The organism is Streptomyces sp. SAS_270, assembly GCF_052543295.1.
Genome location: NZ_JBMNDS010000018.1, coordinates 51,543 through 76,706, shown reverse-complemented (window position 1 = coordinate 76,706; position 25,164 = coordinate 51,543). Strand labels below are relative to the sequence as shown.

Genomic DNA, 25,164 nt, shown 5'->3' with positions numbered 1-25,164 from the left:
CCACTCATCTGACCAGCCACTCGGCCAGGTCCTCGGGCCCGGGCGACGCCACGCCCCTTCGTAGCAGCGCCTCGTGGAGCGCCAGGACGAGTTCCGGGCGCTCCACGAGCATCGAGGACCGTTCGACCGCGAGCCCTGCCCCGATCCACGCATGCGATCGCGCCGGGTCGTCTCGGTACTGATCCCGGTAACCCTCCAGTGCGTCCCCGGCATCGCCGCCCACCAAGGCCGCATCCGCCGGGGTCGCGCCGGCGATGCCCAGGGGATGGGCACAGCCGCGTTCAAGATCGGCACGCACTTGGTCGAAGGCGTCACGGTCGGTACACCACAGCCGGGCCAGCCAGATGCGTGCGTCGCCCGGCGGCGAAGCCCGACGGCCCGGGGCCACACGGGCGGCGGGCAGCGGGCTGGGCGGCGGTCGGCCGGTCGCCCAGCGCAGACCGAGGTCGTCGGCGGCTACCCGGTCCACAGCCAAGTTGGCAGCCCGCCATGTAGCCCACACGTCGCGTTGACACAGCGCAGCAAGGCGGAAGGACGGCCCGGACACCGGGTCCACCCACCACTCGCGGGCCGACTGTGCCAGCGCGGAGACGACGTGGCCGCCGGCGACCGTCAAGCCGGTGGCGTTACGGAGAGTCGCCAGGGCGGCCTGCAACTGCCATCGGTGAAAGGCGAATTCGAAGTCGGCACGGTCTCCGGGCTCCACCCGGCGCCGCTCACGCCAGAAGGAGGTCACCCCGGCGAAGGCGTGGGCACCGTACAAAAGCCCCCGCAGCGGGCGGGGATCCTCACGCCACGGAGCGAAATACGTGGCTTGCGGGCCGTCCTGGGGCGAGACGATCAAGGGAACCAAGTCGGCCAACGCGGTGAGGAGTTGATGCCTTGCCTCGTGGATCAGCGTGGCGGCGAAGGCCGGCGCATCACTCGCGCGGGACACCGTCACGCAGCCCTGGGCGTCCGGAGCCGATGCGCTCACCGGACGCAGGAGGCTGGGTCCCTCCACCGGAACCAGACTCCGGACGCTCCCCGTCACCATGCGGTGGACAACCGGGTGTTCCTGGTGCAGCAACTCATAGGTGGCCCGGACCAGCTCCTGCCAGTCCCGGAGCGCCGCCGCGGGCAGCGGGTCCGGATCGCGCCGGGAACGGAAGTCCCGGTACGGCGACAGGTGGTCCAACGCCGCTCCCACCGGACCGCCGACCCCGGGCTCCGGGGTGTCGATCCTCCACAGGGGCGACCAGCCATCAGCAGGGCGGGACAGGTCGTCCGGCAGCCGCACCGAGCCGGTGTCCCCGAAGACCAGGGCGCCGGACGGGCCACACTCCAGCGACACGACCGGCCACTCACCCCGGGCCACCGTCCCGACCAGCCCCAGCGAGGGCAGCCACAGTCGCCCCCTGTGCGCCGGAATCCGGAGCGAGCACCGCATCCTCGCCCTCACCGCGGTGGCCGCGGCGAGCGCACCGAGCAAGGCCGCCCGGTCGCCTTGCGGAGCATCCGAGGTGACAGTCGTCGCACCCAGCAGATGGCGCAGCAGGGGAAAGGTCCAGGCTCCCACGGCCGGGTCGCTCAGGACCCCTTCCACCGCCGCCGGTTGGGTCCGGTGGACGGCGCCGAGCAGCGCCCAGGACGCATTCGGGCCCGTAACGGGCACCTGGCCACGCGAGCGTCCCTCGTCCGGTTCCTTTCCAGCGGAGTCCAGGATGGACGTCAGAGCCAGCAACAACCGACTGCGTCGAGCCGAATCCAACAGTGCAAGAACGGAGTCCGTCACCTCTCCACGGGCTACGGCGCCGATCATCGGCACCGTCAGTCGGTAGTGCTCAGATCTGATCAACTGTCACGGCCATGTGCGGATCCCGCCCACGGCCCGATTCCGCACAGCGCGGCCATACCGCTCTCGCACAATGGGGCGGAAACATGAGCCAGTCGCCCGTGCAAGGCTGCGCGCGCCTCGGACAGACCGTCCACCTCGCCCAGGCTGCCCAGAGAAACGCCCGACAAATCAATGAGATCCGACGTGAGTTCGTCGGTCGTGTCCGCCCAGTCCGCCATGCCACCATGGTGGCCGAAACGCCCCCCGCCAGGGAAGCCCCGCACGGAGAAGGCCCCGGCGTGTCCCCGGGATCATTTCCGCACGCGCTCCCGCGCAGGGCGGCCCCGCAGGGTGAGCCCCGGCTGCCGGACAGCCAAGAGCCCGACTGGTCTTGCCTCACTGTTCCGTGTCGACGACCAGCAGGCCTGCCGGCGCCCGGTCTCCCCTGCGCCGCGCTTGCGTCGCCCTGCCGCCGCTCGACAGCAGCGAGTTCGGCCCGGCGCCGCTGCCCGGCCCCGTCGAACGAGGTCGGGCAGCATTCCCAGCAGTCCGGAGCGGATCACTGAACGGAGTCGGCGTACGCCTCGTCCCGGTCGTCGTCCGCTGGCGCCGGTTCCTCCTGAGGGGGCGTGTCGGCGGTCTTGCGGCCCGGTAGGACCAGCAGGACGACCACGGTTCCGGCGGCCATGACGATGCCGCCGATGAGGCTGGTGTGGGCGATGGCGTGGGCGAAGGACTCGTGCACGGCGTCTATCAGGGTCTGGGCCTGCTGCGGTCCGCCGCCGGGAGTCGTCGCGACCTGTTCGGCGACGGCGAGACCGCCGCCCACCGAGTCCTTGGCCGTGTCCGTCGCGGCGGCCGGGAGGTGGTCGCCGACCAGTGCGGTCAGCTTGTCCTTGTAGGACGTGGCGAGGAGCGAACCGAGGATGGCGATACCCAGGGAGGCGCCGAGTTCCAGCGCGGTGTCGTTGGCGCCGCCGCCGACGCCCAGCTCCGACTCGGGGAAGGAGCCCATGATGGTGTCGGTGGCCGGGGACAGGCTCAGGCCGATCGCGAAGCCGAGCAGCAGCAGGGGCGCCAGGAAGTCGGTGTAGGTCGAGCCCGACTCGATCAGCGTCAGCAGGAAGACCCCTGCGGTGCCGGTCACCATGCCGGTTCCCACCACCAGCTTCACGCCCAGTTTCGGGGCGACCCGCCCGGTCACCGCGGCGCCGACGAAGACGGCTCCGGCCAGCGGCAGCAGTCGTACGCCGGTGTCCAGCGCGTTGTAGCCGAGGACGAACTGCAGGAACTGGGTGGAGTAGTAGATCGAGCCGAAGGTGCCGAAGAAGAAGAACAGCACCGCGAGCATGGAGCCACTGAAGGGGCGCTCGCCGAACTTGCGCACGTTCAGCATGGGGTGGGGGTGGCGCAGCTCCCAGGCGACGAAGGCCGGCAGGCCGACGGCGGCGACCACGGCCGCGGTGATCGGGCCGGTTCCCCAGCCGAAGTGCGGTCCCTCGATGATCGCGTAGACCAGGCTCGCGACGGTGACGATCGAGAGCAGACCGCCGACGTAGTCGATGGCGCCCATCTTCGCCGCCTTCGACGGCGGCACCAGGAGCAGTGCGCCGACGACGCCGACGATCGCGATGGGGGCGTTCATCAGGAAGGTCGAGCCCCAGGCGTGGCTCTCCAGCAGCCATCCGGCGGCCAGCGGTCCTGCGGCGATGGCGAGACCGGAGGTGGCGCTCCAGGCGGTGATGGCCTTGGCGCGCTCGGCCCTCGGGAACATCGCGACGAGCAGGGACAGGGTGGCCGGCATGACGACGGCGGCGCCGACACCCATGATCGCGCGGGCGGCGATGACCAGGCCGGTCTCCTCCACCAGCCCGCCCATCACCGAGCCGCCCGCGAAGATCAGCAGACCCAGGATCAGCGCGCCGCGCCGGCTGTACTTGTCGCCGATCGAGCCCAGCACCAGCATCAGCGCGGCGTACGGGACGGTGTAGCCGTCGATGACCCACTGCAGGTCACTGCTGGACAGGCCGAGGTCCTTCGTCATGTCCGGAGCCGCCACGATCAGCGAAGTGTTCGCCATGACGACGATCAGCAGGCTGAGGCAGAGCACCAGCAGAGCCCACCAGCGCCGCGGATAGGGCCCGGCCATCTTCTCGGCGGGTGTGTTTGCAAAGAGCGGCATCAAAAGCTCCTCAGGGCGTGGCGGCGAGGTCGGAGGGGGCTGGGCGGCAGGGACCGGGCGAGTGCGACCGCAGCCCAGCGGGCTCTATTTGCCCAACGATGTGCAGAGTAGTTTATTGCCCATCCATGTGCAAGTATCGAGGCGTCCTGCGACCGCCGACCGGAGGCACGACATGACCGATCCACGCCTCACCGGCGGCGGGCGCCGTCAGGCGCAGCTCACCCGCGCCCGCATCCTCGAAGCGGCGGAACAGGAACTCGGCCGCGACCCCGACAGCAGCCTCGGTCACATCGCGGAGGCAGCCGGCGTGGTGCGCCGTACCGTCTACGACCACTTCGCCGGCCGGTCCGCGCTGGTCGAGGGGCTTGTCGCGGAGGCCGCGGGGGCACTGCGACGGGCGCTGGCGGGCGTCACGGTCTCCGATGCCGATGCGGATGCGGATATCGATGCGGATCCCGTCACCGCCATGGCGCGTTTCGTCCTGGCCCTGTGGCCCGTGGGCGGTCGCTATCGCACGCTGCTGACGCTCGCGCGCCAGGACCTGGGGACGGAACGCGTGAACGAAGTCCTCGCCCCGGCCCGTGACATGGCGACCGCGATCATCGAGCGGGGGCAGCGCCAGGGCGTCTTCCGGACCGGCGTCCCGCCCGGGCCGCTCGCCCGGGCGCTGGAAGGGCATCTGCTGGCCCTCCTGGCATGCGTGAACGCCGGGACCTGGCACGACGACGGCACACGCGCCGCGGCCGCCGCCCTGATCGCGGTGGGCGCTGACACCGACCTCGCTGTCACGCGGGTCCGTCGACTCAGCCGTCGATAGCGCCTCGACGCCTCGAAAGCCCCCTCCAAGACCGGCTCGGCGCCGCGATCGCCCGGCCGGAGATCACTTCCCGAGAGGAAAGCCATGTACCAGTCCCGGCATCACCAGGAGCACGTGGGCGAGCCGTACTACGGCGACCCCGCTGTGTACGTGAGCTCCCCGACCCCCCGGAGGCGGCGCAGGATCGTCGCCGCGGCGTCCCTGGTGGCGTTGCTGGTGGGTACCGTCGTCGTCGACCGCGTTGCCGCCGCCCGCGCACAGAGCCGTACGGCCGAGGCGTTTCAGGAGGGCATGGGGACTCCTGAGCGGCCTTCGGTGCACGTCAGCGGCTTTCCCGTACTGACACAGTTGGCCAGGGGCAGTCTGCGGCACGTCGACATCACCGCGCATGACATCCCGGCGAGCGGAACGGCCCGACCGCTGCCGGTGACGACACTGACCGTCGGAATCGACGGACTGAAGACTTCGGGGAGCGCCGAGGAGGCTCACGCGCGCAGTGTCGCCGCGACCGCCTTCCTGTCGTACGAGGACGTGTCGAAGGCGCTCGGCCTGAAGGTCTCGCAGGGTGACGGGCCGGGCCGGATCGACGTGCGCGTCAGTCTGCCGCTGGTCGGCGACGTGAGCGTGAGCACCGTGGTCTCGGCAGCCGGCGGCAATCGCATCGCCTTCACGGACGTCCGCGCCACCCAGGGCGAACTGATCCCTCCCGTGGAGGCGCTGCTCGACAAGGCCCTGGAAGAACCCCTCCCGCTGCGCAACATCCCCCAGGGACTGCAGCTGAGGTCGGTCGCCACCACCGGGAAGGGCATCAACGCGCGCTTCACCGGTGAGCAGGTCACCTTCCGCCCGGGTCCGTCGGCCGCGTGACTCGCGGGAAATGCCGGGGAAGCAATCAGCCGTCGGAGGTCCCGGCCCGCATCTCCGCCGCGACGTCCTTGACGATCCCGGTCGCCGACTGCTCCGCCACGCCCGCCGCGACCAGCGTGGCGACCGCGGTCCGCGTCCCGTCGTCCTCCCAGGTCCCCGCGTTGACGCTCTCCAGCAGCGACAAGGTCAGGGCTTCCAGGGCGGCGCTGAGCACCGGTGCCGGCAGGTGGTCGTGAAACACGCCCGCGCCCTGCCCTCGCTCAAGGATGGCGGTGGCCTCGTTGCGGGCCGGGGCGAGGATTTCGGACACCCGTTCCGTGCCCAGGTCCTGGCGGGCGAGCGCGAGGAGCAGCCGGTAGCGGTCCCCGACGGGCCAGATCGACAGGACGAAGCGGGCCAGGGCGTGCGGCGGTGTCTCCTCGGGGGCGGGCGCCCGGACCGCGATGCCGCGCAGTGCCTCGGAAGCCTCCTCGGCGAGGGCGTCCAGCAAGGCCGCGCGCCCCGGGAAGTGCCCGAAGAGCGTACGCCGGACCACACCGGCGGCCCGTGCGATCTCCTCCAGGGTCACGTCGGGGTTCCGGCCCAGCTCCTGCCGGGCGGCGGCGAGGATGCGGACACGGTTGGAGCGCGAGTTGCTTCGCAGCGGTTCGCGGACGACAGGCTTGGGCACGGCGGTCAGCACCTTGTCAGTCGAGGTCGGGCAGCGGGCGCCGCGCGACGTCACGGGCGTCCTCCGCGGGGACGCCCAGCATGCGCAGCAGCATCTCGGCCAGGTTCGCGGCTGCCTCGTCCCCCGCGAGATCCGGGCGGGCGAAACGCAGCTCCACCAACGCCAGCAGGGAGCCGCCCAGGGCGGTCACGGCAATGGCCGGGTCTGCCATGGCGAAACGGCCTGAGGCGATGCCGACCTCCAAGTCACGCGCGGCGCGCACGGCCAGGCCCGAGTCGGAGTGGATGTGGCCGAGGCCGCGGTGGCGCAGCACCTGCATCAGCTCGGGCCGGGAATCGGCCAGGCGCGCGCTGAGGCGAAAGCCCGCCGCGACGAGTTCCGCCGGATCGTCGATGCTCCGCAGATGCTCGTCGAAGGTCTGCCCGAGCTCTTCGAGGGCGTCCGCGACCGCCGCGTCGAACAGCTCCGCCTTCGATTCGAAGTGGTTGTAGAAGGAGCCGAAGCCGACATCGGCGCGCTCCGCGATGGCCTGGATGCTGGCGCTGGTGTCCCCGGTCTCGGCCAGGATCTGCCGGGCCGAGCGAACGAGCGCCTGGCGGGTCTCGGCGCGGCGCCGTTCGAAACGGTTGCCGGGTGGGGCTGACGTCGACATACGCGCGAGTCTACTCACGAGAGCCCTCGCCGCCACAGTTCTGATGAATCAATCAGTACACATCTGATGAATTCATCACCGAACTCGACTCAGGCGTTGACGATGCAGTAGTCGGGATTGATGATTTCATCATTACGGCTATGTGCTTGGAGGACGCCATGTCCAAAACCCGCGTCACCGCAGTCGGCGTCACGGACGCCAGGACGGCCCATCAGGATCTCCCCAGCGAACAGGCCCCCGGAACTCATCGACCACTACGCCCGCCTGGGCGCCGAACGCCGCGCCGCACGGACCTCTGCGTGAGAACGGCGCGGACCACGAACACGATGCCCGACGCCTGCGTCGAGCTCAGCCGACGTGGAGGACCCGGAAGCGGTCGGGGCGTGCCGGATCCCGGTCCACGACTTGGGTGGGCGCCCAGGCCCACTGCCACACATTGATGCCTGGCGTGCGGGAGAACCGGATCTGCCCGCGGGTGCCTTCGACTGCCACGCGTGGCCAGGACTCGGCGATGCGCGTCCGATCCGAGCCGTGGGAACGCAGCAGGTCGGCGAGGACCGCGACCGTGTCGTAGCCCTCGAACGCGACGAAGGACGGCGCTTCGGCCAGCCGCTCGCGCAGAGCCGTCTCGACCCGTGCGCCGAGTGGGCCGAGGCGCTCGGGCAGGTAGCGCAGGAACGGGATCGCGGCGCTGTCCTCGCCCAGCGACGTCGACCACTCGGCGAACTCCGGCTGCCCGGCCGGAGCACCGATCATGATGTCGGCGAGGCGCCGGTCGCGGCGGACGGACTTGACGATCGACACGGCAGGCTCCGGGAAGCCGACCAACAGCAGGAGGGCCGTCGCGCGGTTTTCGACAAGTTCGTCGCACACCGCCGCGGGGGCGAGTGCCCGCGCGTCGAGTTCGATCACGGTGCCGCCGCGCGGGGCGAGGTGGTCCCGAAGGATGCGGATTCCTGACGCCCAGTACACACTCGGCTGGGTTGCCACGGCGATACGGCTGTGGCCCGCGCCGAGGAGGAAGTCCGCGTAGATCTGCCAGCCGTGCGACTGCGCCGGGGGGAGGCGCGCGACCCATTCCGTCGGCTTCTCGGTGAGCGCGTCGAGAACCGCTGACGAGCACAGGAACGGCAGGCCGAGAGCGTCGGCCCGCGCGGCGGCGGCGCGAGCGACGACGCTGTGATACTCACCTGCCAGGGCCGCCACGCCCAGACCGGCCAGTTCGTCCACGGCCGCCGCCGCCCTCCGCGGATCGGCCGCGGTGTCTCGGACCACCAACTCCAGCGGTCGTCCGTCGATCCCGCCGGCCCCGTTGACTTCACCCACGGCCAGTTCGAGTCCGGCGAGCAGGTGCCGGCCCGCCTCGACCCAGCCCGGCGGAGTCAGCGGAACCAGAGCGCCGATCCGGACGGCTGATCCCTCGGAGCGTTCCGCCCCACGTCGCGATGGTGGCGCGTTCATGCGTCGGAGTCTCCCTGTGTCGACGAACACGGCACCGGGCGCGGCCCTCACATGTGCCCGGTCGCCGTGTGCCGGAGTTCGTGCGCTTCGGCCAGAAGAAGATAGCTGGCGGCGGTCCAGGTGTAGGCGCGGTCGCGCAGCCCCGTACCGGTCAGGGCGTCGAAGTTCTCCGCGAAGCCGTGGGACTCGCACAGTCCGCGAAAGCGGGCGCTGATCTCGTCCGCAAGCCTCTCGTGACCGCCACGTCGCAGGCCGTCCTCGATCAGGACCGTGGCGGGTGCCCAGATCGGACCGCGCCAGTAGCCGTCGGGGCGGTAGTGCGGTGAGGTGGGCAGCTCGGTGGCCAGTCCGTACAGAGTCAGGTGCGTCTCGATCCGGGCGGCCAGGGTCTTGGCGACGCTCTCGGGCAGATGCTCGCCCAGCGCGATCGGCATGAGGTCGAGCAGGCTGGAACTGCCCCAGGTCTCACCGCTGTCGGCGCCCCGGGTGACGAACCGGTCCCCCGTCCAGAGTTCGTCGAGCATGGCCGCCTGGGCCTCCTCCGCGCCGCGGGTCCACTTCCGCGCGTCGTCGGCGAGCCCCAGTTCCCCTGCCAGCGCGGCGAGTTCGCGCAGTTGCAGGACGAGGAACGCGGCAAGGTCGGCGGTGACGACCACGCGTTCGGGGTCGAAGGTGGTGGCGTTGTCCCAGCCGCTGTCGTTGCCGTGCTGATAGTGGGGCAGAGCGGCGTCCGGTGCCCGGCGCGCGGTGAGCCAGAAGTCCGTCCAGCGCCGCAGCCTGTCGTAGACCTCGGTGAGTTCGGCGCGGTCGAGGGGTTCACTGAGACGTCCGCGCAGGCGGGCCAGGGCCCACCCATGGATGGGCGGCTTCACGAAGTTGTACAGGACCTCCGAGTGGGTCACCGAGTCGGGCAGGGCTCCGCTCTCGTCCTGGTGGTCGAACGGCAGCGAGAACTGGTCCCAGGCCAGCGCGGGCACTCCCGGCGCCAGGGCGAGCGCGTTGAAGCAGTGGTCCCAGCTCCAGACCTTGTCCATCCAGTGCTTGGACATCAGTACCGCGGGCCGCGTGACCAGGCCCGCCGGGCCGACCGTCGCCGACCACAGGACGTACGCGGCGAGTTCGGCGGCCGGGGTGGCGGCGGAGCGCCAGGGGGCCACCGCGTCGGCGAAGGCGCCGAAGGCACCCTCCGCCGCGGCCACGACCTCGTCGAACGTCGCCGAGGAGGTGGCGGGCCGACGCGCGCTGTCGAGCTCCTCGACGGCGGCCTCCCAGATGCCGTCCGCATCCGCGGTGACCGTGAGGCCGCGCTCCGCGGCGCCCAGGGCCTGACTGCCGCGGACCTCGCGCACGACGCCGGACCGGACGGTGAGCCGGTAGCGGCGCCCGGTCTCGTACGAGGTGAACACGTGAGCCCCGTCCACCGGGTCGTGGAAGAAGTACGTGCCGGTGAAGGGTGTCAGGGTGTGCGCTGCCGCGGTGACCCGCAGGCCTGTTTCGGTGCCGCGCAGACGAACCGTCTGCGGCGACTCGTAGGCGAGGTCGATGCGCCCGCTCGCGTGGGTCCAGCTGAGCAGGCTCGGGGTCGCCGTCACGCGGGTCTCGATCCGCTCGCCCGTCGTGGGGTCGAGGGGGACGAGGCGCAGGGCGGCGTGCATGCCGTTCTGGTGGGAGACGAGGTGGAGATCTTCGGCGTACGTCTTCTCCGCCAGCACCGGGGAGATGCCGAACCAGGATCCGTGGGTGCTGAACGGGATGTCGTGGACGGAGAAGGCCGGACCGGATCGGACTTCGGTCATGCAGAGTTACTCGTTTCTTGAGCAGGGGTCGCCGGTGGTCTGCCAGGAGGTGGTCAGTCCTTCACGGCTCCGGCGCTCACGCCGGCGGCGACGTAGCGCTGGGCGAGGACGAGGATGACCGTGGCGGGCAGCGAGGCCACGACGGCGGTGGCCATGATGGCGTTCCACTCCTGGTTGTTGTTGCCGATGTAGTGGTAGATGCCGAGGGTGATCGGCTCGTGTGCGCCGCCGTTGGCGAGGGTGCTGGCGAAGACGAAGTCGGACCAGGACCACAGGAACGCGAACAGCGAGACCGTGACGATGGCGTTGCGGCTCATGGGCAGGACGATGGACCAGAACGTGCGCAGGGCCCTTGCCCCGTCCATCTGGGCGGCCTGGATCAGCTCACCGGGGATGCCGGACATGAACGCGGTGAAGATCAGGACCGCGAAGGGGACGGCCAGGGTGGAGTCCGCGACGATCAGGCCGGGCACGGACTGGAGCAGGCCGAGGCTGAGGTAGATGGCGTAGAAGCCCATCGCCATGATGATGCCGGGGATCATCTGTGCGACCAGGAAGAGGAAGCTGAGCAGGCCGCCGCCCCGGGGGCGCAGTTTGGCGAGTGCGTAGCCGGCCGGCGCGGCGAGTGCCACGGTCAGCACGACCGTGCCCACACCGATCACCAGGCTGGTTCCGAGGTAGGGCAACTGCTGGTCCAGGACGGCCCGGTAGCCTTCCAGTGTGCCGTGCACGGGGAACAGCTCCGGCGGGCTCTTGCGCATGTCCTGCTCGCGGGTGAAGGACACGTTGAGCATCCAGTAGACCGGGAAGAGCATGAGTCCGGTGAGCACGAGACCCGTGGCTGTCTTCCACCAGGTGCTCCGGCGGCCCCCGCGCGGGCGGGGTGCGGTCGCGGTGGTCATGAGGCGTACTGCTTTCGCTGGACCCTCAGATACACCAGGCCGAAGACCAGCGCGGCGACGACGAGCAGGTTCCCGACGGCCGCACCGGGGCCGAAGGCGGGCAGCAGGTTGCCGAAGCCGAGCCGGTAGGACCAGGTGGCGAAGGTGGTGGACGCGTCGGCCGGGCCGCCCTTGGTCATGATCCAGATGATGTCGAAGACCTTGAGCGTGTAGACCAGGCCCAGCAGGAGGGTGATGGCGGACACCGGGCGCAGGAGCGGGAAGGTGATGTGCCAGAAGCGGCGCCAGGCGTTCGCGCCGTCGAGGGCCGCCGCCTCGTACAGGCTCGCGGGGATCGACTGCAGACCGCTGTGCAGGACGACCAGGTTGAACGGGACGCCGATCCAGACATTGGCGATGATCACCGAGGCCAGCGACCACGACGGTGATGTCAGCCAGTTCACCGGGTCGACACCGATCGCGCCCAGCAGGGCGTTGACGATGCCCGAGTCGCTGTTCAGCATCCACGACCAGGTGGAGGCCGACACGATCAGCGGCAGCAGCCACGGCACCAGGAACAGGGCGCGCAGGGTCGCGGAGAGCCTGAAGTGCTGGTTGAAGAAGACCGCGAGGGCCAGACCGATGGCGTACTGGAAGAACAGGCAGACGGCGGTGAACACCACGGTGTGGGTGAGCGCCGGGCCGAAGGTGGGGTCGTCGAGGACGGTGCGGTAGTTGGCGAGGCCGGTGAAGGGTGCGTCGCCCTGGACGAAGGAGCGGACGGTGTAGTTGCGCAGGCTCAGGTCGAGGTTGCGGTAGAGCGGATAGGCGTAGAAGAGGGCGAGGTAGATGGTCACCGGGGCGAGGAATCCCCAGGCGGCCCACTGCTGGGAGGTGGGGCGGCGACGCCGTGGTGTGGGGCGGGTCGAGCGCGGGTTCACGCTGGCCGCCGCGCGCCCGTCGAGCGCGGGCCGGCGGTCCGGCGGGTGTGTCGTCTTCATCGGGCCCACATCACTTGGCCGCTGACTGCGCCGAACTGAGCGCGTCCTTCGGGGACTTCGCCCCGCTGAGGGCGGACTGGACGGCCTTCCACATCTGCTCGGATATCTTGGGGTATTTGGTGCCGAGGTCGTCGCTGGTGCGCCCCTTGGCCGCCTTCACCGCTTCGACCCATGGCTTCAGCTTGGCGTCGGCCGCCGCCTGCTTGTCCTGCACCTCGCTCGTGGGGGCCACGTAGGAGAGCGTGGTGTCGGTGGGGTAGAGGTTCTCCGTGCTGGTCAGGCAGGACACCAGCTTCTGTGTGGTGGTGTAGCGGCCGGTGTCGCCCTGGACCGGGACGGTGACGAACTCGCCGCCGGTCGGAGCCGCGGCGTTGCCCCCGCCCGAGGCCGGGACGGGCAGGACCCCGTAGTCGAGGCCCGCCTTCTCGGCGTTGGCCAGCTGCCAGGTGCCGTTCTCCGCGAAGGCGTAGTCGCCGGTCGCGAACTCCTGCCAGCTGGTGGTCTGGGTGTTGTTGAGCACCGAGTTGGGGGCGTAGCCCTTCTTCACCCAGTCGGTCCAGAGGGACAGCGCCGACTCGCCCTGGGAGGAGTCGAGTTGGGTGAGCTTCGCGCCGGCACCCCAGAACCAGGGCAGGAACTGGAAGCTGCCCTCCTCCGTGCCTATCGCGGAGAAGGTGATGCCCTTCTTGCCCGCCTTCTTGGTCTTCTCCAGGGCCGCCGTCAGGGACGACCAGTCCTTGACCGAGGCGATGTCGACGCCCGCGGCCTTGAGGACCTTCTTGTTGTAGTAGAGGGCCAGGGTGTTGGCGCCGATGGGCGTTCCGTACGTCTTTCCGCCCGACTGGCCCGCGGCGAGCAGGTTGGGGTCGACCTTCGAGGTGTCCACCTTGTTGTCGGCGGTCGTGGTGAGAACCCCTGCTTCCGCGAGGGTCGACACCACGGGGTTGTCGACGATGAGCACGTCCGGGGAGTTGCTCTGCTGGGCCGCCAGCAGCGCCTTGTTCGCCAGGTCGCTGGTGTCGAACGCGGTCCGCTTGATCTTGACGCCGGCCTTGCTCCCACAGCCGTCCAGCAGCTTCGCCCAGGCCGAACCCTTGGCGAACTGCGGGTAGGGATCCCAGACGGTGTACGTGCCGTCGCCGTCTCCCTTCGCGGACGAGCTGCCGCCGGACGAGCAGGCGGTGGTGCCGGTGGCGAGGGCGACGACGGTCAGGGCCACGGCGGTGAGCCGCCGTCCGGTAACTCTGTTCATGGCGCGTTCCTTTGTGATGTCGGCAGGTTGGGAGTTGGGAAATGCGTCGGCAAGCGCATGCCGACGGAGCGGTCGACAGGTGGCCGGCTGAGGCAGGCCGGTGAAGGGGCGGCGGATCGTCCGCGGGGACGACGGGCCGCAGAACTGGGAGGGGTTCGGGGTCAGATGTTCGCGTCGCAACCGGCGCTCGGGAGGGCCTGGCCGGGCCCGGTGCTGGCGCGCAGGGAGATCGGTGGAGCCAACAGGTGATGGCGAGGCGCCGTCCCGGGACGGTCGAGTCGTTCGACGAGCAGATCCACGGCGAGGCGCCCCATCTCCTCCGCCGGCACGTCCGCCGCGGTGAGCTGCGGAGTCATCGTCTCCGCCCACCGCTCGGCCACGACGCCGGTGACGGAGAAGTCGCGCGGAACGTGGCGGCCCGCCACAGCCAGACCCCGGTAAATGCCGCCCAGGGCCGCCTCGTTCAGCGTGACCAGCGCCGTGGTGGCCGGATCGTCGTGCAGGATCCGTTCCACACACGCCTGGCCCGAGGAAGCATCGTCACCGCAGCAGTACGTCCGTGCGGTGAGTCCGCGTTCGGCCGCGGCTTTGGTGAAGCCGTCCAGCCCGCGGTGCGCCGACTCGTAGCCGGTGTGCAGCAGGTGCTCGGGCCGGTTCACGAAGGCGATCCTTCGGTGGCCCAGGTCGGCGAGGTGGTGAACGCAGGCAGCCGCCAGCGCGGTGTGGTCCAGGCCGACCCACCAGTCGTTGTCCGGGTGTTCGGTGCGGCCGATGCAGACGGCGGGGAAGTCCTCGGCGACGAGGTGGTCGACGCGGTCGTCCTGCAGCCTGATCTCCATGAGGATCGCTCCGTCCACCCGACGCTCGGCCAGCAGCCGCTGGAAGGAGCGGTCGCTGTCCACGCCACTCGGCGAGAGCAGCACGTCGTAGTCGAAGGTCGCGGCCGCCTCCACCACGCTGCCGATGAAGTCGAGTTGCATGCCGGTGTAGTGGTTGCCGGCCGGCGGGAAGACCAGACCGAGGGTGCTGGTCCGGCCGTTGGCCAGGGCACGCGCGCTCGCGTTGGGCCGGTAGCCCAGCTCGTCGATGACCCGCTGGATCTTGCGGCGGGTCTCCTCCGACACCGAGCGCTTACCGCTCAGGGCGTAGGACACGGTGCTCCGCGAGACACCGGCCCTCTTGGCGATCTCACCGATGTTCACGGCACTCCTTCATCGACCGAGTCGAACCGGTTCACTCTCGATCCGGCTGTTCGAGCCAGTTGTCGAACCGGTTCGATGAAGGGAAAGTAGGAGCGCCTTCGACGGTTGTCAATACCTTGCGCACGCTTACAAGAAACCGCCCCCCGATTGATGTCGGAAGTATTGCTGGCCCGTTTCCAAGGGTGCTAGCTTCCGGCGAACCGGTTCGACACAGCCCCATTCACCGTCTCGTTTACCCAAGCGGGGCCGCGCTGCATCGGGGTCAACCGGCTCGCAAGTGATCGAATCGGTTCGATTCAGGGACAGACGGATCACCCCACGGAGACCTCAGTGCGACGCAGACGCAGCAGCACAAGAGCTGACGCCGGTGCCACCGCCGTAGCGGCCTCGCCGCACGAAGGCACAGGACGGGCCTCAGCATCCGGGAGCGGACGCCCTGGAGGCGCTGCCGTCGTTCGTGGACTCCGGCGGCAAGGACATCTGCATCCACCTGACGGACATCTACCGCGGCTCGCCGAACAGGCGCCCGCGACCCACTGCAACCCCGACCCGATCGCCCGCCACGCCGACCTCTCGGTCAAAGGCGGGCCGGCCCGCAGGGTGCTGTTCCCGACGACCTTCCACGGCAACAACTTCTGGGGCCTGACCGTCCCGCTCACGCTGAAGAAGGGCACCAACCGGCTCACGTTCACCGCGGACGAGCTGCCCGACTTCAACGGCGACACCTACAACCAGTACGAACAGCGGTCGCCGTACGCGCCGGTCATCGACCGGATCGCCGTCACCCCGCTCGCTGAGAAGTAGGGGATATAGCTCCCCCTCTCCGCCTCCCTCCCTTCCCTTCCCCTGATGAAAGAGCCGCACATGCGCCTGCGTTCACCACGCCCACTCTCCACAGCGGCCGTCCTGCTGGCAGCCCTGGCGGCGAGCCTGCTGCCGGCCACCGCCTCGCACGCCGCCGACACCGGCGTCACCGTGGACTTCGCCACCGCCGGAGGCGCTCCCACGTACCACGCCTCCGGCATGATCTACGGGATGACCCCGGACGGCTCGCTGCCCCAGGACCACTTCTTCAAGGACATCAAGTGGCACCTCATGCGGGCCGGCGGCGCCCAGCTCAACAGCGGGGGCTACGCCACCAGCCTCGCCGACTACCAGACCCGCTGGAAGTCCACCCTCGCGCAGTACAAGCGGACCGCGGCGCTCGGCGGCACGTTCGTGCTGCTGCCGCACGACCTGTGGGGTGCCGACGGCACCACCAGTCAGGGCTGGCCCGGCGACAACGGTGACTGGACGCAGTTCGACGCCTTTGTCACCCAGCTCATAGGGGACGTCAAGGCCAACAACATGACCGTCCAGTGGGACCTGTGGAACGAGCCGGACGGCAGTGGCTTCTGGGGAGCCTCGCAGACCCAGTACCTGCAGATGTGGTCGCGGTTCTACGCCAAGGTCCGCGCCGCGTTCCCGGGCCGGCTGATCGTCGGGCCCAGCATCGCGGGTCAGCCGAACTCCTCCAACTCCTGGTGGACGACGTTCCTTTCGTACGCCAAGGCCAACAACGTCGCCCCGGACATCTGGAGTTGGCACGACGAGCCGGGCGACCCGGTCACCGACGTGGGCCGCGCCGACTCCACCCTCGCCGCGGCCGGGTTGACCAACTCCCGGCCGTACCAGATCAACGAGTACGCCACGGCGTCCATGCAGTCCCCCGGTGGTGGCGCCTGGTTCATGGGCCGTCTGGAGCGGGCCGGGGCGGACGGCCTGCGCGGCAACTGGGCTTCGGGCACCAACCTGCACGACTACGAGGCCAATCTGCTGACCAAGAACAGCGCCGGCCAGTACGTGCCGCTCGGCGAGTGGTTCATGTACCGCTACTACGGCTCGCAGACCGGCAACATCGTCAACCTGGTCCCGGGTACCGGAACCGACGGCCTGGCCACCAAGGACAACTCCGCGAAGAACGCCAAGATCCTGCTCGGCAGCAGTGGCAACACCGGCACGGTCACCGTCAACCTCACCGGCCTGAACACGACTTCGACGGTGGAGAGCGGCAAGGTGCGTGCCGTCGTCCAGCGCGTCCCGTACAACAACGGGGCCGCGGTGACCGGCCCGGAGACCATCTCCGACACCACTCTGACGGTCAGCAACAACGCGGCCTCGCTGTCCATCCCCTGGTCCAACGCCAAGGACGGCTACACCGTCACGCTCCTGCCGCCGTCCAACACCGCCGTCTCCACGGTCGCCGTCAGCCAGAACAGCGGGCAGTGCCTGGACGACACCGGCCTGAGCACCGCCAACGGCACGCAGTACCAGCAGTACTACTGCGAAGGCGGCTACCAGCAGATGCTGGACTTCAAGCCGGTCTCGGGCCGCACCAACACCTACACCGTCGTCAACGAGCTCAGCGGCAAGTGCCTTGATGTCGCGGGCGCTTCCACGGCCGAGGGTGCCTCCGTCGGCCAGTACACCTGCAACGGCGGCACCAACCAGATGTTCACCCTCAACCCCGTCACCGCACTCGGCAACAGCCACGACTACCAGCTCGTGGCCGTGCACAGCGGCAAGTGCGTCGACGTCTCGGACGTCTCCACCCAGCCGCGGGCCCTGATCCACCAGTGGACCTGCGACTCCGCGGGCGCACTCGGCACCAAGAAGAACCAGATCTGGCGGCTCCAGGGCAAAGCCTGAGCTTCCGCTCCGGCTATGCGCTCCCGCTCCGTGTTCCCCGACGCGACCGGGGAGCACGGAGCGGCTCGTCGGCCGGGCCTGTTGTCGTCACTCGCACAGGGACTTGTAGGTCTCCGCGTCCTTCTCCCACTGGTCGACCCCGGCGCTGAAGGCCTCCTGGTAGGTGTCGAGCTGAGTGGAGTCGCCGCGGTCGCGCGCGGAGTACGCCCCTGCCGCGCTGTCGCTCAGGGTCCGGCTGTCGTTGGCGAGGGCTCGGATCGTGGAGGCCACCTCGGAGTCCTCCGCCGCGTCCGCGGCGGAGTCGAGGTTCGATGCCAGCGCGCTCAGCGAGGCGGACGACGCGTCGTCGAAGGTGTCGCTGTTCGAGGAGATCGCCTGGGACGCCTGCTCGCAGCCGGGGTCGGTCGTGTCCTCCTCGGTGGACTCGTCGTCCGTGCCCGTATCCGTGTCCGTGCCGGATGTGTAATCCGTCGTCGGTGTGTAGCTGGGGGCCGAGTAGCCCGGCGATTCGGACGGCTCGCCGTCGGACTTGACCCAGTCGAGGACTTTCTGCGGGCCGATGGCGACGACGACGATGAACAGCAGGGCGGCCAGGCAACCGATTCCGGTGAGAAGCGAGTTGTCCTGCCCGGAAGGGGGCGTGGTGCCGCCTGTGGGCGACTTGGCGTCGCCGGCCTTACGGGTGACGCCCGGCTCTCTCCTGACCTCTGCCTTCTTGGCCACCTTCTTGGTCTCAATGGTCTTCGTGTACTTGGCCGTCCCGTACCCGGCGAGCGAGGTCGCCACGGTGTCCGGCAGCCAGGACCCGGCGAGGCTCACGGTCTCGCCCTGGATCCGCTCACGTGCGTACTCCATGACCTCGCCGACGGACGGCCGCTTGCCCGGCTCCTTGGCGAGGCACCGCTCGACGACCGCGCGGAGCTCGGGATCGCAACCGCCCAGCTCCGGCTCCTCGTTGATGATCCGGAAGAACATGGCCTCCGGGTTTCCCTCGCCGAAAGCGGTCCGTCCCGTCGCGGCGAACACCGCGAGGTTGCCGAGGGCGAACACATCCACGGCCGGGCTCGCGGAATGTCCGCGGATCTGCTCGGGAGCCATGAACGCGGGTGTGCCGACACGTACATGCGTGCTGGTGAGGGTGGTGGCGTCGGCGGCGTGCGCGATGCCGAAGTCGATGACCCGCGGACCGTCGTCGGCGAGCAGGATGTTGGCGGGCTTGAGGTCCCGGTGGATCAGCTCGCAGGCGTGGATCGCGGTGAGCCCTTCGGCGACACCCGCCAGGAGCCGGAACACCGTGGTCAGCGGGAACGGGCCGTGCTCGGTGACGGCCTGGTGCAGGGAGGGCCCGGGGACATAGGCGGTGGCCAGCCAGGGCAACGCCGCCTTGCTGTCGGCGTCCACGACGGGTGCGGTGTAGAGGCCCTGGACGCGCTGCGCGGCGTCGATCTCCTTGCGGAAGCGGCGCCGGAACTCGTCGTCCTCGGCGTAGTCGGGCCGTACGACCTTGACGGCGAGGGCCCTTCCGCCCGGGGTGAAGGCCAGATAGACGCGGCCCATGCCGCCGGCGCCGAGCCGGGCGCGTAAGTCGTATCCGCCGACACTTCTCGGATCGTCGGCGGTAAGCGGTTTGAACCGGTCGGCCATGCGCACCCCCGTGCTGCCTCGCCACCATGTTGGATACCTGAACTATCCCACGGAATATCGACCATGTCCCGCGCACCTGCAGGAAGTTCACAGAGCCCCCATGACTGCCGTCGCGCCGGCCGTCCTGCCCGCGACGCGGGGCTGGGCGGCCACGGCTGACCGCCTAGTCGCGAGAGCGGACAGCCGAGTCGTCGCCGCATCCGACCATCACAACGGCCGGTGCAGGCGGTGGCCCCTCGGCGGGCTACATGGAGAGGGTCGTCCGGCGTTGCTGACCCGCTCCGGGGTCCAGCAGTCGGCGGATGCGCGCGCCGGATGGCGAGTTCGTAGAGCTCCCCGCGCCGGTTCTGCTCCAGGAAGCTGTGCCAGTGCGCCAACGCCCTGATGACGGTGAGGAGTCCGGTGTCCAGATCGTCATCGCCCAGGATGCCGTCGTAGATCGTCGCGAGCTTGTCGTGCAGCTCGGCGGCACTGATCGTCAGGATGTTCGCGCAGGCAGCTACGAGCGCCGCCCGGGCATCCGCGGTGAGTTCGTCCTCGGCGGCATCGCGGAACAGCTCCGGCCGTACCAGGCGAGCGACCGTCTCCTGCGCGAAACGTAGGGACACTCTCGTCGGGGGCTCCGACGATCAACTGAAGGATTTCGGCCTCGAGTTCGCTGTAGTTCAGGCGTCCGGATGGCCTGCCAGTACGAGCCGAACAACACGTGCGCGAACGTGTGCGTCACCGATCCACCGGCTCGGGCCCCCGGGCGTCGGCGAGGGGCTGGGCGGCATAGGTGATGCGGATGACGCCGTCCGCGTGGCGTTCCGTCTCGCCCCGGACGCCGAAGACGTCGCAAAGGAGGCCCGGCGTCAGGACCTCCAGGACCGGTCCGGCCGCCACGACTTCACCGTCGTGGAGCACGACGAGGTGGTCGCAGAGCCGGGCGGCGAGGTCGAGGTCGTGCAGGACCGCCAGGGTGGTGATGCCGGTACTGCGGATGAGGTCCAGGAGCTCGAACCGGGCACGGATGTCGAGGTGGTTGGTCAGCTCGTCCAGTACGAGCAGCTGTGGACGCTGGGCCAGGGCGCGGGCCAGCAGGACGCGTTGGCGTTCGCCGCCGGAGAGCGTGGCGTAGTCCCGGTCCGCGAAGGGGGTGACACCGCAGCGCGCCACCGCCTCGGCGACGGCCTCGCGGTCCTCGGATCCGTCCCGGCCCAGCAGACCGTGGTGGGGGGTGCGGCCGAGGGCGACGATCTCGGTCACCGTCAGACCGGTGGTGGTGCCGGAGTCCTGGAGGACGGCCGCGGTGCGGCGGGCGGCAGTGCGGGTGGAGAGCTCCCATACGTCGTCGCCGCCCACCCTGACCACTCCCCCGGCGGGGCGCAGTGAGCGGTAGACCGTGCGCAGCAGGGTGGACTTGCCGCTGCCGTTGGGTCCCACGAGACCGACGATGTCGCCCTTGGCGGCCTCCAGGTTCACCTCGCGGAGGATCGGCCGGCGGTCCAGGGTGATGTGGAGCTGGTCCACGGTCAGTTTCATACGGTGTCCAGGCCCTTGTTGCGGCGCAGCAGCCACAGGAAGAAGGGGGCGCCGAGCAGGGCGGTGAGGATGCCCAGCGGGAGTTCGTTGGGGCGGGTGAGGGTGCGGGAGAGGAGGTCCACGAGGACGAGGTAGACGGCGCCCAGGAGCGCGGTCAGCGGGATGAGCCTGCGGTGGTCGGCGCCGGTGGTCAGGCGGACCAGGTGGGGGATCATCAGGCCGACGAAGCCCACTCCGCCCGCTACGGCGATGACCGTGCCGGTGAGCAGGGCGCTGATGACGAGCAGGATGGCCCGCAGCCGGTTGACGTCCACGCCGAGGGCGGTGGCGGACTCGTCGCCGGCGAGCAGGGCGTTGAGCCGCCGTCCGAACAGGGTCAGCAGGATCGTGCTCGCCAGTACGACGACCGTGACGGTGGGCAGTTGGCTCCACTGGGCGCCGGCGACGCTGCCGAGCATCCAGAACATCACCGTCCGCAGCTCGGTCGGCGTCGCCAGGAGCTGGACGAAGCTGGTCATCGAGAGCAGGACGTAGCCGACCGCGACCCCGGCCAGCACCACCCTGGTGGGGGCGAGCCGACCCTGTCGCTGCCCCAGGACGAAGACCAGGGCCCCGGCAGCCAGGGCGCCGACGAAGGCCGCGCCGGACACGCCGAGTGCGCCCAGGCCTCCCAGGGCCGCACCGCCGAGGGTGATGACCAGGACCGCGCCGAGCGAGGCACCGTAGGAGAAGCCGAGGACGACGGGGTCGGCGAGCGGATTGGTGACCAGGGTCTGCAACACCGCCCCGGCCACCGCCAGGCCCGCGCCGACCAGGGCCGCCAGAGCGACCCGGGGGGCCCGGAAGGTCCACACGATCTGGTCCAGTGCGGGGTCCGTGGTGGCGCCCTGGCCGGTGAGGTGGTGAAGGAGGATCCCCCACACGTCACCGACGGGGATGTTGACCGCTCCGATGCTCACCGCCACCACCATGACCGCGACGAGCACGACCAGCAGCACGCCTGCGACGAGCGACAGCCGCAGGCCGTTCAGGCCACGACCGTTGGGGCCGTGTTGGCCATTCAGGCCTTGTCGGGGTGCAGCATCCCGGCGATCTTCTCGACCGCCACGTCGTTGCTGGGGCCGAGGTACATCGAGTCCGACAGTGCCACGTACTTGTTGTTCTTCGCGGCCGGCCACTGGGGGAACTCCTTCAGCAGTTTCCTGGCGTAGGCCGCCGGGTTCGGGTCGTTGTAGCCGATGACGACGAGGGCGTCGACGTCGGTGGCGGCCACCTTCTCCTTGCTCAGATCGGCGAAGGAGGTCTTGGAGGCGTTCTCGAAGGCGTTGGAGCCGCCGGCCTTGGCGAGGATGTCGTTGTAGATGCCCTTGGCGACGACCGAGCTGAAGTCGTTCCCGCCCATGGCCATGTTGGAGAACAGGACCATGACCTTGGGCCGCTTCTCGCCCTTCACCTTGGCGGCGACCTCGGCGATGTGCCTTTCCGAGGCGGCGACGATCTTCTCGGCGTCGTCGCGCTTGTTGAAGATCTTGCCCATGTCGCGCAGCAGGGTGTAGCTGTCGGCGATCGTCATCTTGCTGGTGTCCTGGTCGCAGCCCTGCGGGGACACATAGCTGTTCGCGCCGGCCTGCTTCAGCTGCTCGCGGGTCGCGAAGCCGTTCTTCTCGTCGAAGCCGTACGACGTCGTCGACAGCACCAGGTCCGGGCGCAGCCCGATCATCGCCTCGCGCGGGACGTCGTAGGCATCGTTGAGTTTGACGTCGCCGTTGGGCAGCGCCTTGATGGCGGCGGCGCGGCCCGCGACCTCGGACATGCCGTAACTCTGCTGATTGGCCACGATCTTGTCCTGGACGCCGAGGGCGAGGAGCGTCGAGACCTCGGCGACCGAGGCCCCGTTCATCACGACGACCCGGCTGGGCTCCTCGGTGATCTTCTCCGAGTCCCCGCAGTTCTCGAGGGTCACCGGGTAGCCGGACTTCGCGGCTGCCGCCGCCGGCTTGCCGTCGGCGTCGCTGTCCTTGTCGGTCGAGGAATCGGCGCAGCCCACCGTGACCAGACACAGGACGCCGGCCAGGGCGATGGCGACGGGCCGTTTCTTCGACATACGTGCTCCTTGCAGCGGGGTGCCCGTGGGGCGACGGGCTCTGTTGCAGTAGTCGGGAGTCGGAGCCGATTCGTTCCCGCATGATCCCAACTACTTTGTGGGAGTTGGCAGATGACCTCTCTGCCCGTCCGGGGCGGGCAGGTGATGCCGCTGCCCCGCAGCCCGGTCACCACGTTGTCGGCGCACACGCGTCCCAGGCGCAGGTCGGGGCCTGTGGCATCCTCGGGGGCCGTTTCCCAGGAGTCGAAGGAGGCGAGCGTGGTCGCCGCGATGCCGGAGGAACGCGGCAGCTCCGGCACCCCGTCGCGGACCGAGCTCCGCACGAGTCCCTCCCGCCGTCACCGTGTCGGAACCGGCCGGCTCGGCAGGCACGGGGAACCAGACGGGACCGCGCCCCGACCACTGACACATGGAGCGGAAAGGCCAGACGCGCGTGCCGCGCCGAACTCGGAACACCCGGCTCGCCGACGTCTTGTGGGCCGTCGTACCGCCGTTGGGCGCCTCCGTCGGTGCGCTGGCCCTGCTGGCGGGCTACGCCGCGAACGGCGCGGCAGGCGAGCCACCGCCCAGGATCAGAGTCGTCGACGCGCGCGTCATCGCGGCACCCGCCGGCTCCGGCGCCACCCGCGCGTACTTCGAGATCCGCAACACCGGCCCGTCGAAGGACACCCTGCTGTACGCGGACTCGCCGGAACTGGGCATCAGTATCCTTCGCCGGACGGTGAGCCGGAACGGCAGTGAACTCACGGACTCCGTAAGGGCCGTGGAGGTTCCGGCGGGCGGCACGGTGCGCATGACACCGGGCGGACTCATGGTCGGGATCCTGGATCCACCCGTCCTCAAAGCAGGGCAGCAGGTGCCGTACCTCCTGTGGTTCAAACAGAGCGGGAAGGTCGCCGTCCGGGCGACCGTGGTCGAGGCGGTGCCCGTGAGGTGAGCTCCGGTGGCCAGTTCACGAGGACGCCGGGAGGGGCGTCGGTGTCCCCCGAACTCCGGGGGACCGACGCCCCTCCCGTCATGCGGCGACGGCAGCCGGGGCCCCGGACCCCTCGGCCTCGTCAAGAAGCTCGACGAGAGTCGCGCGGGCCCGTGCCACCCGGGAGCGGATCGTCCCGACCGGGCAGCCGCCGGCCACGGCGGCCTCGTCGTAAGGCAGACCGGTCAACTGGGTGAGGACGAACGCCTCGCGGCGCTCGGCGGGCAGCGCGTCCAGCAGGTCGAGCAGGGCCACGCCGTCGTCGAATCCGGGCAGACCGCTGGGCTGGGCACGCTCGGCCCAGGTCGTCCAGTCGTCCACGTCGGCCGTCCGCGGCCGGGCGGCGGCGTACCGCAGGCTGTCGACGACCGTGCGGCGTGCGATGGACAGCAGCCAGGTGCGTGCCGACGAGCGCCCCTCGAAGCGGTGAAGGCTGCCGAGCGCCCGCAGGAAGGTGTCCTGTGCGAGGTCGTCGGCCAGTTGGCGGTCGGCGGAGAGGTACGTGATGTAGCGGACGACGTCCGGGTGCAGGGCACGCACGAAGCGGTCGACGGCGTCGGGGTCGCCGGTGCGCGCGGCGAGAGCCCAGACCGTGGCCGGATCGTCGGGCGTCGCCCTGGCGACGGGCTGATCGGACGCCATGCGCCCCGTGTCGCGTTTCCTGGACGGAAGGGGGAGGACAGGAGTGATCACCTGATGTCCTTCTCGGGTGGTCCGGACCGATCCCGCGATGAGGCACGCCTGCGAGCGCCTGTTGGGCACGCCGGGCGTGTGCTCCCCGCTGCGGGAGGTCCCGGGACGGGAGTGGGATGAGGGCGTACGACGTGCACGCCCCGTGCCCGAGGCCGCGGACCCGCGGAACCGACAGACGCGGAACCGGCAGGACGGCCTCGGGGAGCCGGCTGTCTCAGATGACAGCGGTCCCGGCCGGAGGCCCCCGAGAGATGATCGTGTGTGTGAGCGTCAGCCGCGGGATCCGCTGCTCGACACGCCACCGCGTCGGCCGCAGACTGGGCCGACGCGGTGGAACGGGCAGGGATACGAGGGGCAGTCGCAGCGGAGCGGCCAGCCACCCGGCGACGGCCCGCAGGAGACGGAACGCGGCCCGCTCGCCGTAGGCCAGCCACAGACCGGTCAGCAGAGCGGCGAGCGTGTGGGCGGCGAGCATGCCCGGCGACGACAAGCCGCCGGCGCCGTGGGCCATGTGGCCGAGGTGCTCGGCGTGCGCCGCGTGGCCTCTGCCCATGGAGCCCATGTCCATCGCGTCCATGGACATCGAACCCATGGACATGCCGCTCATGTCCCGCGCCACGGAGCCCGTGCCGGATCCCGATGCCGCCGACTGGCCCCACGAGAAGGCCGAGTGGAGCGCTGCTTGCGCGACGACCACGACAGACACCACAAGCGGGAGTCCGCGCTCACGGCCCGCCATTGTCCAGCCGACTCCGCTCGTGGCGGCGAAGCCGGCTGACAGCGTCCACCAAGGCACGGTGGAGCCCGACATGAGTACGTGTCCAAGGGCAGCGAGCAGCACACAGACGGCCGCGAACACCGCGGCTCGTACCGTGCGCGCACCCCACCCGACAGTCATGACGGCCTCATCCTCGCATCCGGGCTCCGCTCGTCACGGG

At 70.0% G+C, this 25,164-nt stretch carries 22 protein-coding genes and 1 pseudogene; 6 read left to right on the top strand and 17 right to left on the bottom strand.

What is annotated here, in order from left to right; all coding sequences use genetic code 11:
* Positions 1-4: 4 nt before the first annotated feature.
* From ACN6LB_RS15250 to ACN6LB_RS15240, 3 genes are all read right to left on the bottom strand, one after another.
* Complete coding sequence (locus tag ACN6LB_RS15250) at positions 5-1,654, bottom strand: aKG-HExxH-type peptide beta-hydroxylase (protein WP_445026277.1); 1,650 nt, start codon at positions 1,652-1,654, stop codon at positions 5-7.
* 179 nt (positions 1,655-1,833) lie between these two features.
* On the bottom strand, positions 1,834-2,055 hold the full coding sequence (locus ACN6LB_RS15245) for a hypothetical protein (protein WP_445026276.1): 222 nt from the start codon (positions 2,053-2,055) through the stop codon (positions 1,834-1,836).
* Positions 2,056-2,375: 320 nt separating this feature from the next.
* Entirely contained in the window at positions 2,376-3,998 is a 1,623-nt protein-coding gene (locus tag ACN6LB_RS15240; protein ID WP_445026274.1) for an MFS transporter, read from the bottom strand.
* 172 nt (positions 3,999-4,170) lie between these two features.
* On the opposite strand from ACN6LB_RS15240, the gene ACN6LB_RS15235 reads away from it, so the two are divergent.
* Positions 4,171-4,815, top strand: a complete 645-nt coding sequence (locus ACN6LB_RS15235) for a TetR/AcrR family transcriptional regulator (protein ID WP_445026273.1) — start codon at positions 4,171-4,173, stop codon at positions 4,813-4,815.
* Positions 4,816-4,899: 84 nt separating this feature from the next.
* Positions 4,900-5,682 (top strand): LmeA family phospholipid-binding protein, encoded by a 783-nt coding sequence (locus ACN6LB_RS15230; protein ID WP_445026272.1) that lies wholly within the window; start codon positions 4,900-4,902, stop codon positions 5,680-5,682.
* 25 nt (positions 5,683-5,707) lie between these two features.
* Here the strand turns inward: ACN6LB_RS15230 and ACN6LB_RS15225 are convergent, their stop codons facing one another.
* The 8 genes from ACN6LB_RS15225 to ACN6LB_RS15190 form a co-directional block, all read right to left on the bottom strand.
* Complete coding sequence (locus ACN6LB_RS15225) at positions 5,708-6,352, bottom strand: TetR/AcrR family transcriptional regulator (protein WP_445026271.1); 645 nt, start codon at positions 6,350-6,352, stop codon at positions 5,708-5,710.
* A 16-nt stretch (positions 6,353-6,368) separates the two neighbouring features.
* Entirely contained in the window at positions 6,369-7,004 is a 636-nt protein-coding gene (locus ACN6LB_RS15220; RefSeq protein ID WP_445026269.1) for a TetR/AcrR family transcriptional regulator, read from the bottom strand.
* 348 nt (positions 7,005-7,352) lie between these two features.
* On the bottom strand, positions 7,353-8,465 hold the full coding sequence (locus tag ACN6LB_RS15215) for an ABC transporter substrate-binding protein (protein ID WP_445026268.1): 1,113 nt from the start codon (positions 8,463-8,465) through the stop codon (positions 7,353-7,355).
* A gap of 47 nt (positions 8,466-8,512) precedes the next feature.
* Positions 8,513-10,261: an amylo-alpha-1,6-glucosidase gene (locus ACN6LB_RS15210; protein ID WP_445026267.1), complete on the bottom strand. Its 1,749-nt coding sequence runs from the start codon at positions 10,259-10,261 to the stop codon at positions 8,513-8,515.
* Positions 10,262-10,314: 53 nt separating this feature from the next.
* Positions 10,315-11,163: a carbohydrate ABC transporter permease gene (locus tag ACN6LB_RS15205; protein WP_445026266.1), complete on the bottom strand. Its 849-nt coding sequence runs from the start codon at positions 11,161-11,163 to the stop codon at positions 10,315-10,317.
* Positions 11,160-12,143, bottom strand: a complete 984-nt coding sequence (locus ACN6LB_RS15200; protein ID WP_445026265.1) for a carbohydrate ABC transporter permease — start codon at positions 12,141-12,143, stop codon at positions 11,160-11,162. The genes ACN6LB_RS15205 and ACN6LB_RS15200 overlap by 4 nt, the downstream gene beginning before the upstream one ends.
* A 10-nt stretch (positions 12,144-12,153) precedes the next feature.
* A complete protein-coding gene (locus tag ACN6LB_RS15195; protein WP_445026264.1) occupies positions 12,154-13,395 on the bottom strand; it encodes a sugar ABC transporter substrate-binding protein in 1,242 nt (413 codons plus the stop codon).
* Positions 13,396-13,556: 161 nt separating this feature from the next.
* Entirely contained in the window at positions 13,557-14,597 is a 1,041-nt protein-coding gene (locus tag ACN6LB_RS15190) for a LacI family DNA-binding transcriptional regulator (protein WP_445026263.1), read from the bottom strand.
* Between the two features lie 513 nt (positions 14,598-15,110).
* Between ACN6LB_RS15190 and ACN6LB_RS15185 the strand changes: the two are divergent.
* Positions 15,111-15,401: pseudogene (locus ACN6LB_RS15185) on the top strand (cellulosome protein); the annotation flags it as partial.
* A gap of 45 nt (positions 15,402-15,446) precedes the next feature.
* Entirely contained in the window at positions 15,447-17,285 is a 1,839-nt protein-coding gene (locus ACN6LB_RS15180; protein ID WP_445026262.1) for an RICIN domain-containing protein, read from the top strand.
* A gap of 87 nt (positions 17,286-17,372) precedes the next feature.
* Here ACN6LB_RS15180 and ACN6LB_RS15175 read toward each other — a convergent pair whose 3' ends face one another.
* Entirely contained in the window at positions 17,373-18,929 is a 1,557-nt protein-coding gene (locus tag ACN6LB_RS15175; protein ID WP_445026261.1) for a serine/threonine-protein kinase, read from the bottom strand.
* Between the two features lie 302 nt (positions 18,930-19,231).
* Between ACN6LB_RS15175 and ACN6LB_RS15170 the strand changes: the two genes are divergently transcribed.
* Complete coding sequence (locus ACN6LB_RS15170) at positions 19,232-19,531, top strand: hypothetical protein (RefSeq protein ID WP_445026260.1); 300 nt, start codon at positions 19,232-19,234, stop codon at positions 19,529-19,531.
* Between the two features lie 121 nt (positions 19,532-19,652).
* Here ACN6LB_RS15170 and ACN6LB_RS15165 read toward each other — a convergent pair whose 3' ends face one another.
* From ACN6LB_RS15165 to ACN6LB_RS15155, 3 genes are all read right to left on the bottom strand, one after another.
* Positions 19,653-20,453 (bottom strand): ABC transporter ATP-binding protein, encoded by an 801-nt coding sequence (locus tag ACN6LB_RS15165; protein ID WP_445026259.1) that lies wholly within the window; start codon positions 20,451-20,453, stop codon positions 19,653-19,655.
* Positions 20,450-21,424, bottom strand: coding sequence for a FecCD family ABC transporter permease (locus ACN6LB_RS15160; RefSeq protein WP_445026317.1), 975 nt, complete (start codon positions 21,422-21,424; stop codon positions 20,450-20,452). The genes ACN6LB_RS15165 and ACN6LB_RS15160 overlap by 4 nt, the downstream gene beginning before the upstream one ends.
* 89 nt (positions 21,425-21,513) lie before the next feature.
* The gene (locus tag ACN6LB_RS15155) at positions 21,514-22,557 is read right to left on the bottom strand and encodes an ABC transporter substrate-binding protein (RefSeq protein ID WP_445026258.1); all 1,044 of its coding nucleotides are present in this window, start codon (positions 22,555-22,557) and stop codon (positions 21,514-21,516) included.
* A 433-nt stretch (positions 22,558-22,990) separates the two neighbouring features.
* Here ACN6LB_RS15155 and ACN6LB_RS15150 point away from each other — a divergent pair, with 433 nt between their 5' ends.
* A complete protein-coding gene (locus tag ACN6LB_RS15150) occupies positions 22,991-23,494 on the top strand; it encodes a copper chaperone PCu(A)C (protein WP_445026257.1) in 504 nt (167 codons plus the stop codon).
* Positions 23,495-23,572: 78 nt separating this feature from the next.
* Here ACN6LB_RS15150 and ACN6LB_RS15145 read toward each other — a convergent pair whose 3' ends face one another.
* Positions 23,573-24,175, bottom strand: a complete 603-nt coding sequence (locus tag ACN6LB_RS15145) for a sigma-70 family RNA polymerase sigma factor (RefSeq protein ID WP_445026256.1) — start codon at positions 24,173-24,175, stop codon at positions 23,573-23,575.
* A gap of 265 nt (positions 24,176-24,440) precedes the next feature.
* Entirely contained in the window at positions 24,441-25,124 is a 684-nt protein-coding gene (locus ACN6LB_RS15140) for a hypothetical protein (RefSeq protein WP_445026255.1), read from the bottom strand.
* Between the last annotated feature and the right edge of the window lie 40 nt (positions 25,125-25,164).

Coding starts and splice junctions, on each gene's coding strand:
- ACN6LB_RS15140 (WP_445026255.1), bottom strand. CDS start 25,124: ATGACTGTCGGGTGGGGTGCGCGCACGGTACGAGCCGCGGTGTTCGCG.
- ACN6LB_RS15205 (WP_445026266.1), bottom strand. CDS start 11,163: ATGACCACCGCGACCGCACCCCGCCCGCGCGGGGGCCGCCGGAGCACC.
- ACN6LB_RS15180 (WP_445026262.1), top strand. CDS start 15,447: ATGAAAGAGCCGCACATGCGCCTGCGTTCACCACGCCCACTCTCCACA.
- ACN6LB_RS15220 (WP_445026269.1), bottom strand. CDS start 7,004: ATGTCGACGTCAGCCCCACCCGGCAACCGTTTCGAACGGCGCCGCGCC.
- ACN6LB_RS15210 (WP_445026267.1), bottom strand. CDS start 10,261: ATGACCGAAGTCCGATCCGGTCCGGCCTTCTCCGTCCACGACATCCCG.
- ACN6LB_RS15235 (WP_445026273.1), top strand. CDS start 4,171: ATGACCGATCCACGCCTCACCGGCGGCGGGCGCCGTCAGGCGCAGCTC.
- ACN6LB_RS15160 (WP_445026317.1), bottom strand. CDS start 21,424: ATGGTGGTGGCGGTGAGCATCGGAGCGGTCAACATCCCCGTCGGTGAC.
- ACN6LB_RS15240 (WP_445026274.1), bottom strand. CDS start 3,998: ATGCCGCTCTTTGCAAACACACCCGCCGAGAAGATGGCCGGGCCCTAT.
- ACN6LB_RS15200 (WP_445026265.1), bottom strand. CDS start 12,143: ATGAAGACGACACACCCGCCGGACCGCCGGCCCGCGCTCGACGGGCGC.
- ACN6LB_RS15230 (WP_445026272.1), top strand. CDS start 4,900: ATGTACCAGTCCCGGCATCACCAGGAGCACGTGGGCGAGCCGTACTAC.
- ACN6LB_RS15155 (WP_445026258.1), bottom strand. CDS start 22,557: ATGTCGAAGAAACGGCCCGTCGCCATCGCCCTGGCCGGCGTCCTGTGT.
- ACN6LB_RS15170 (WP_445026260.1), top strand. CDS start 19,232: ATGCGCGCGCCGGATGGCGAGTTCGTAGAGCTCCCCGCGCCGGTTCTG.
- ACN6LB_RS15245 (WP_445026276.1), bottom strand. CDS start 2,055: ATGGCGGACTGGGCGGACACGACCGACGAACTCACGTCGGATCTCATT.
- ACN6LB_RS15195 (WP_445026264.1), bottom strand. CDS start 13,395: ATGAACAGAGTTACCGGACGGCGGCTCACCGCCGTGGCCCTGACCGTC.
- ACN6LB_RS15215 (WP_445026268.1), bottom strand. CDS start 8,465: ATGAACGCGCCACCATCGCGACGTGGGGCGGAACGCTCCGAGGGATCA.
- ACN6LB_RS15145 (WP_445026256.1), bottom strand. CDS start 24,175: ATGGCGTCCGATCAGCCCGTCGCCAGGGCGACGCCCGACGATCCGGCC.
- ACN6LB_RS15165 (WP_445026259.1), bottom strand. CDS start 20,453: ATGAAACTGACCGTGGACCAGCTCCACATCACCCTGGACCGCCGGCCG.
- ACN6LB_RS15175 (WP_445026261.1), bottom strand. CDS start 18,929: ATGGCCGACCGGTTCAAACCGCTTACCGCCGACGATCCGAGAAGTGTC.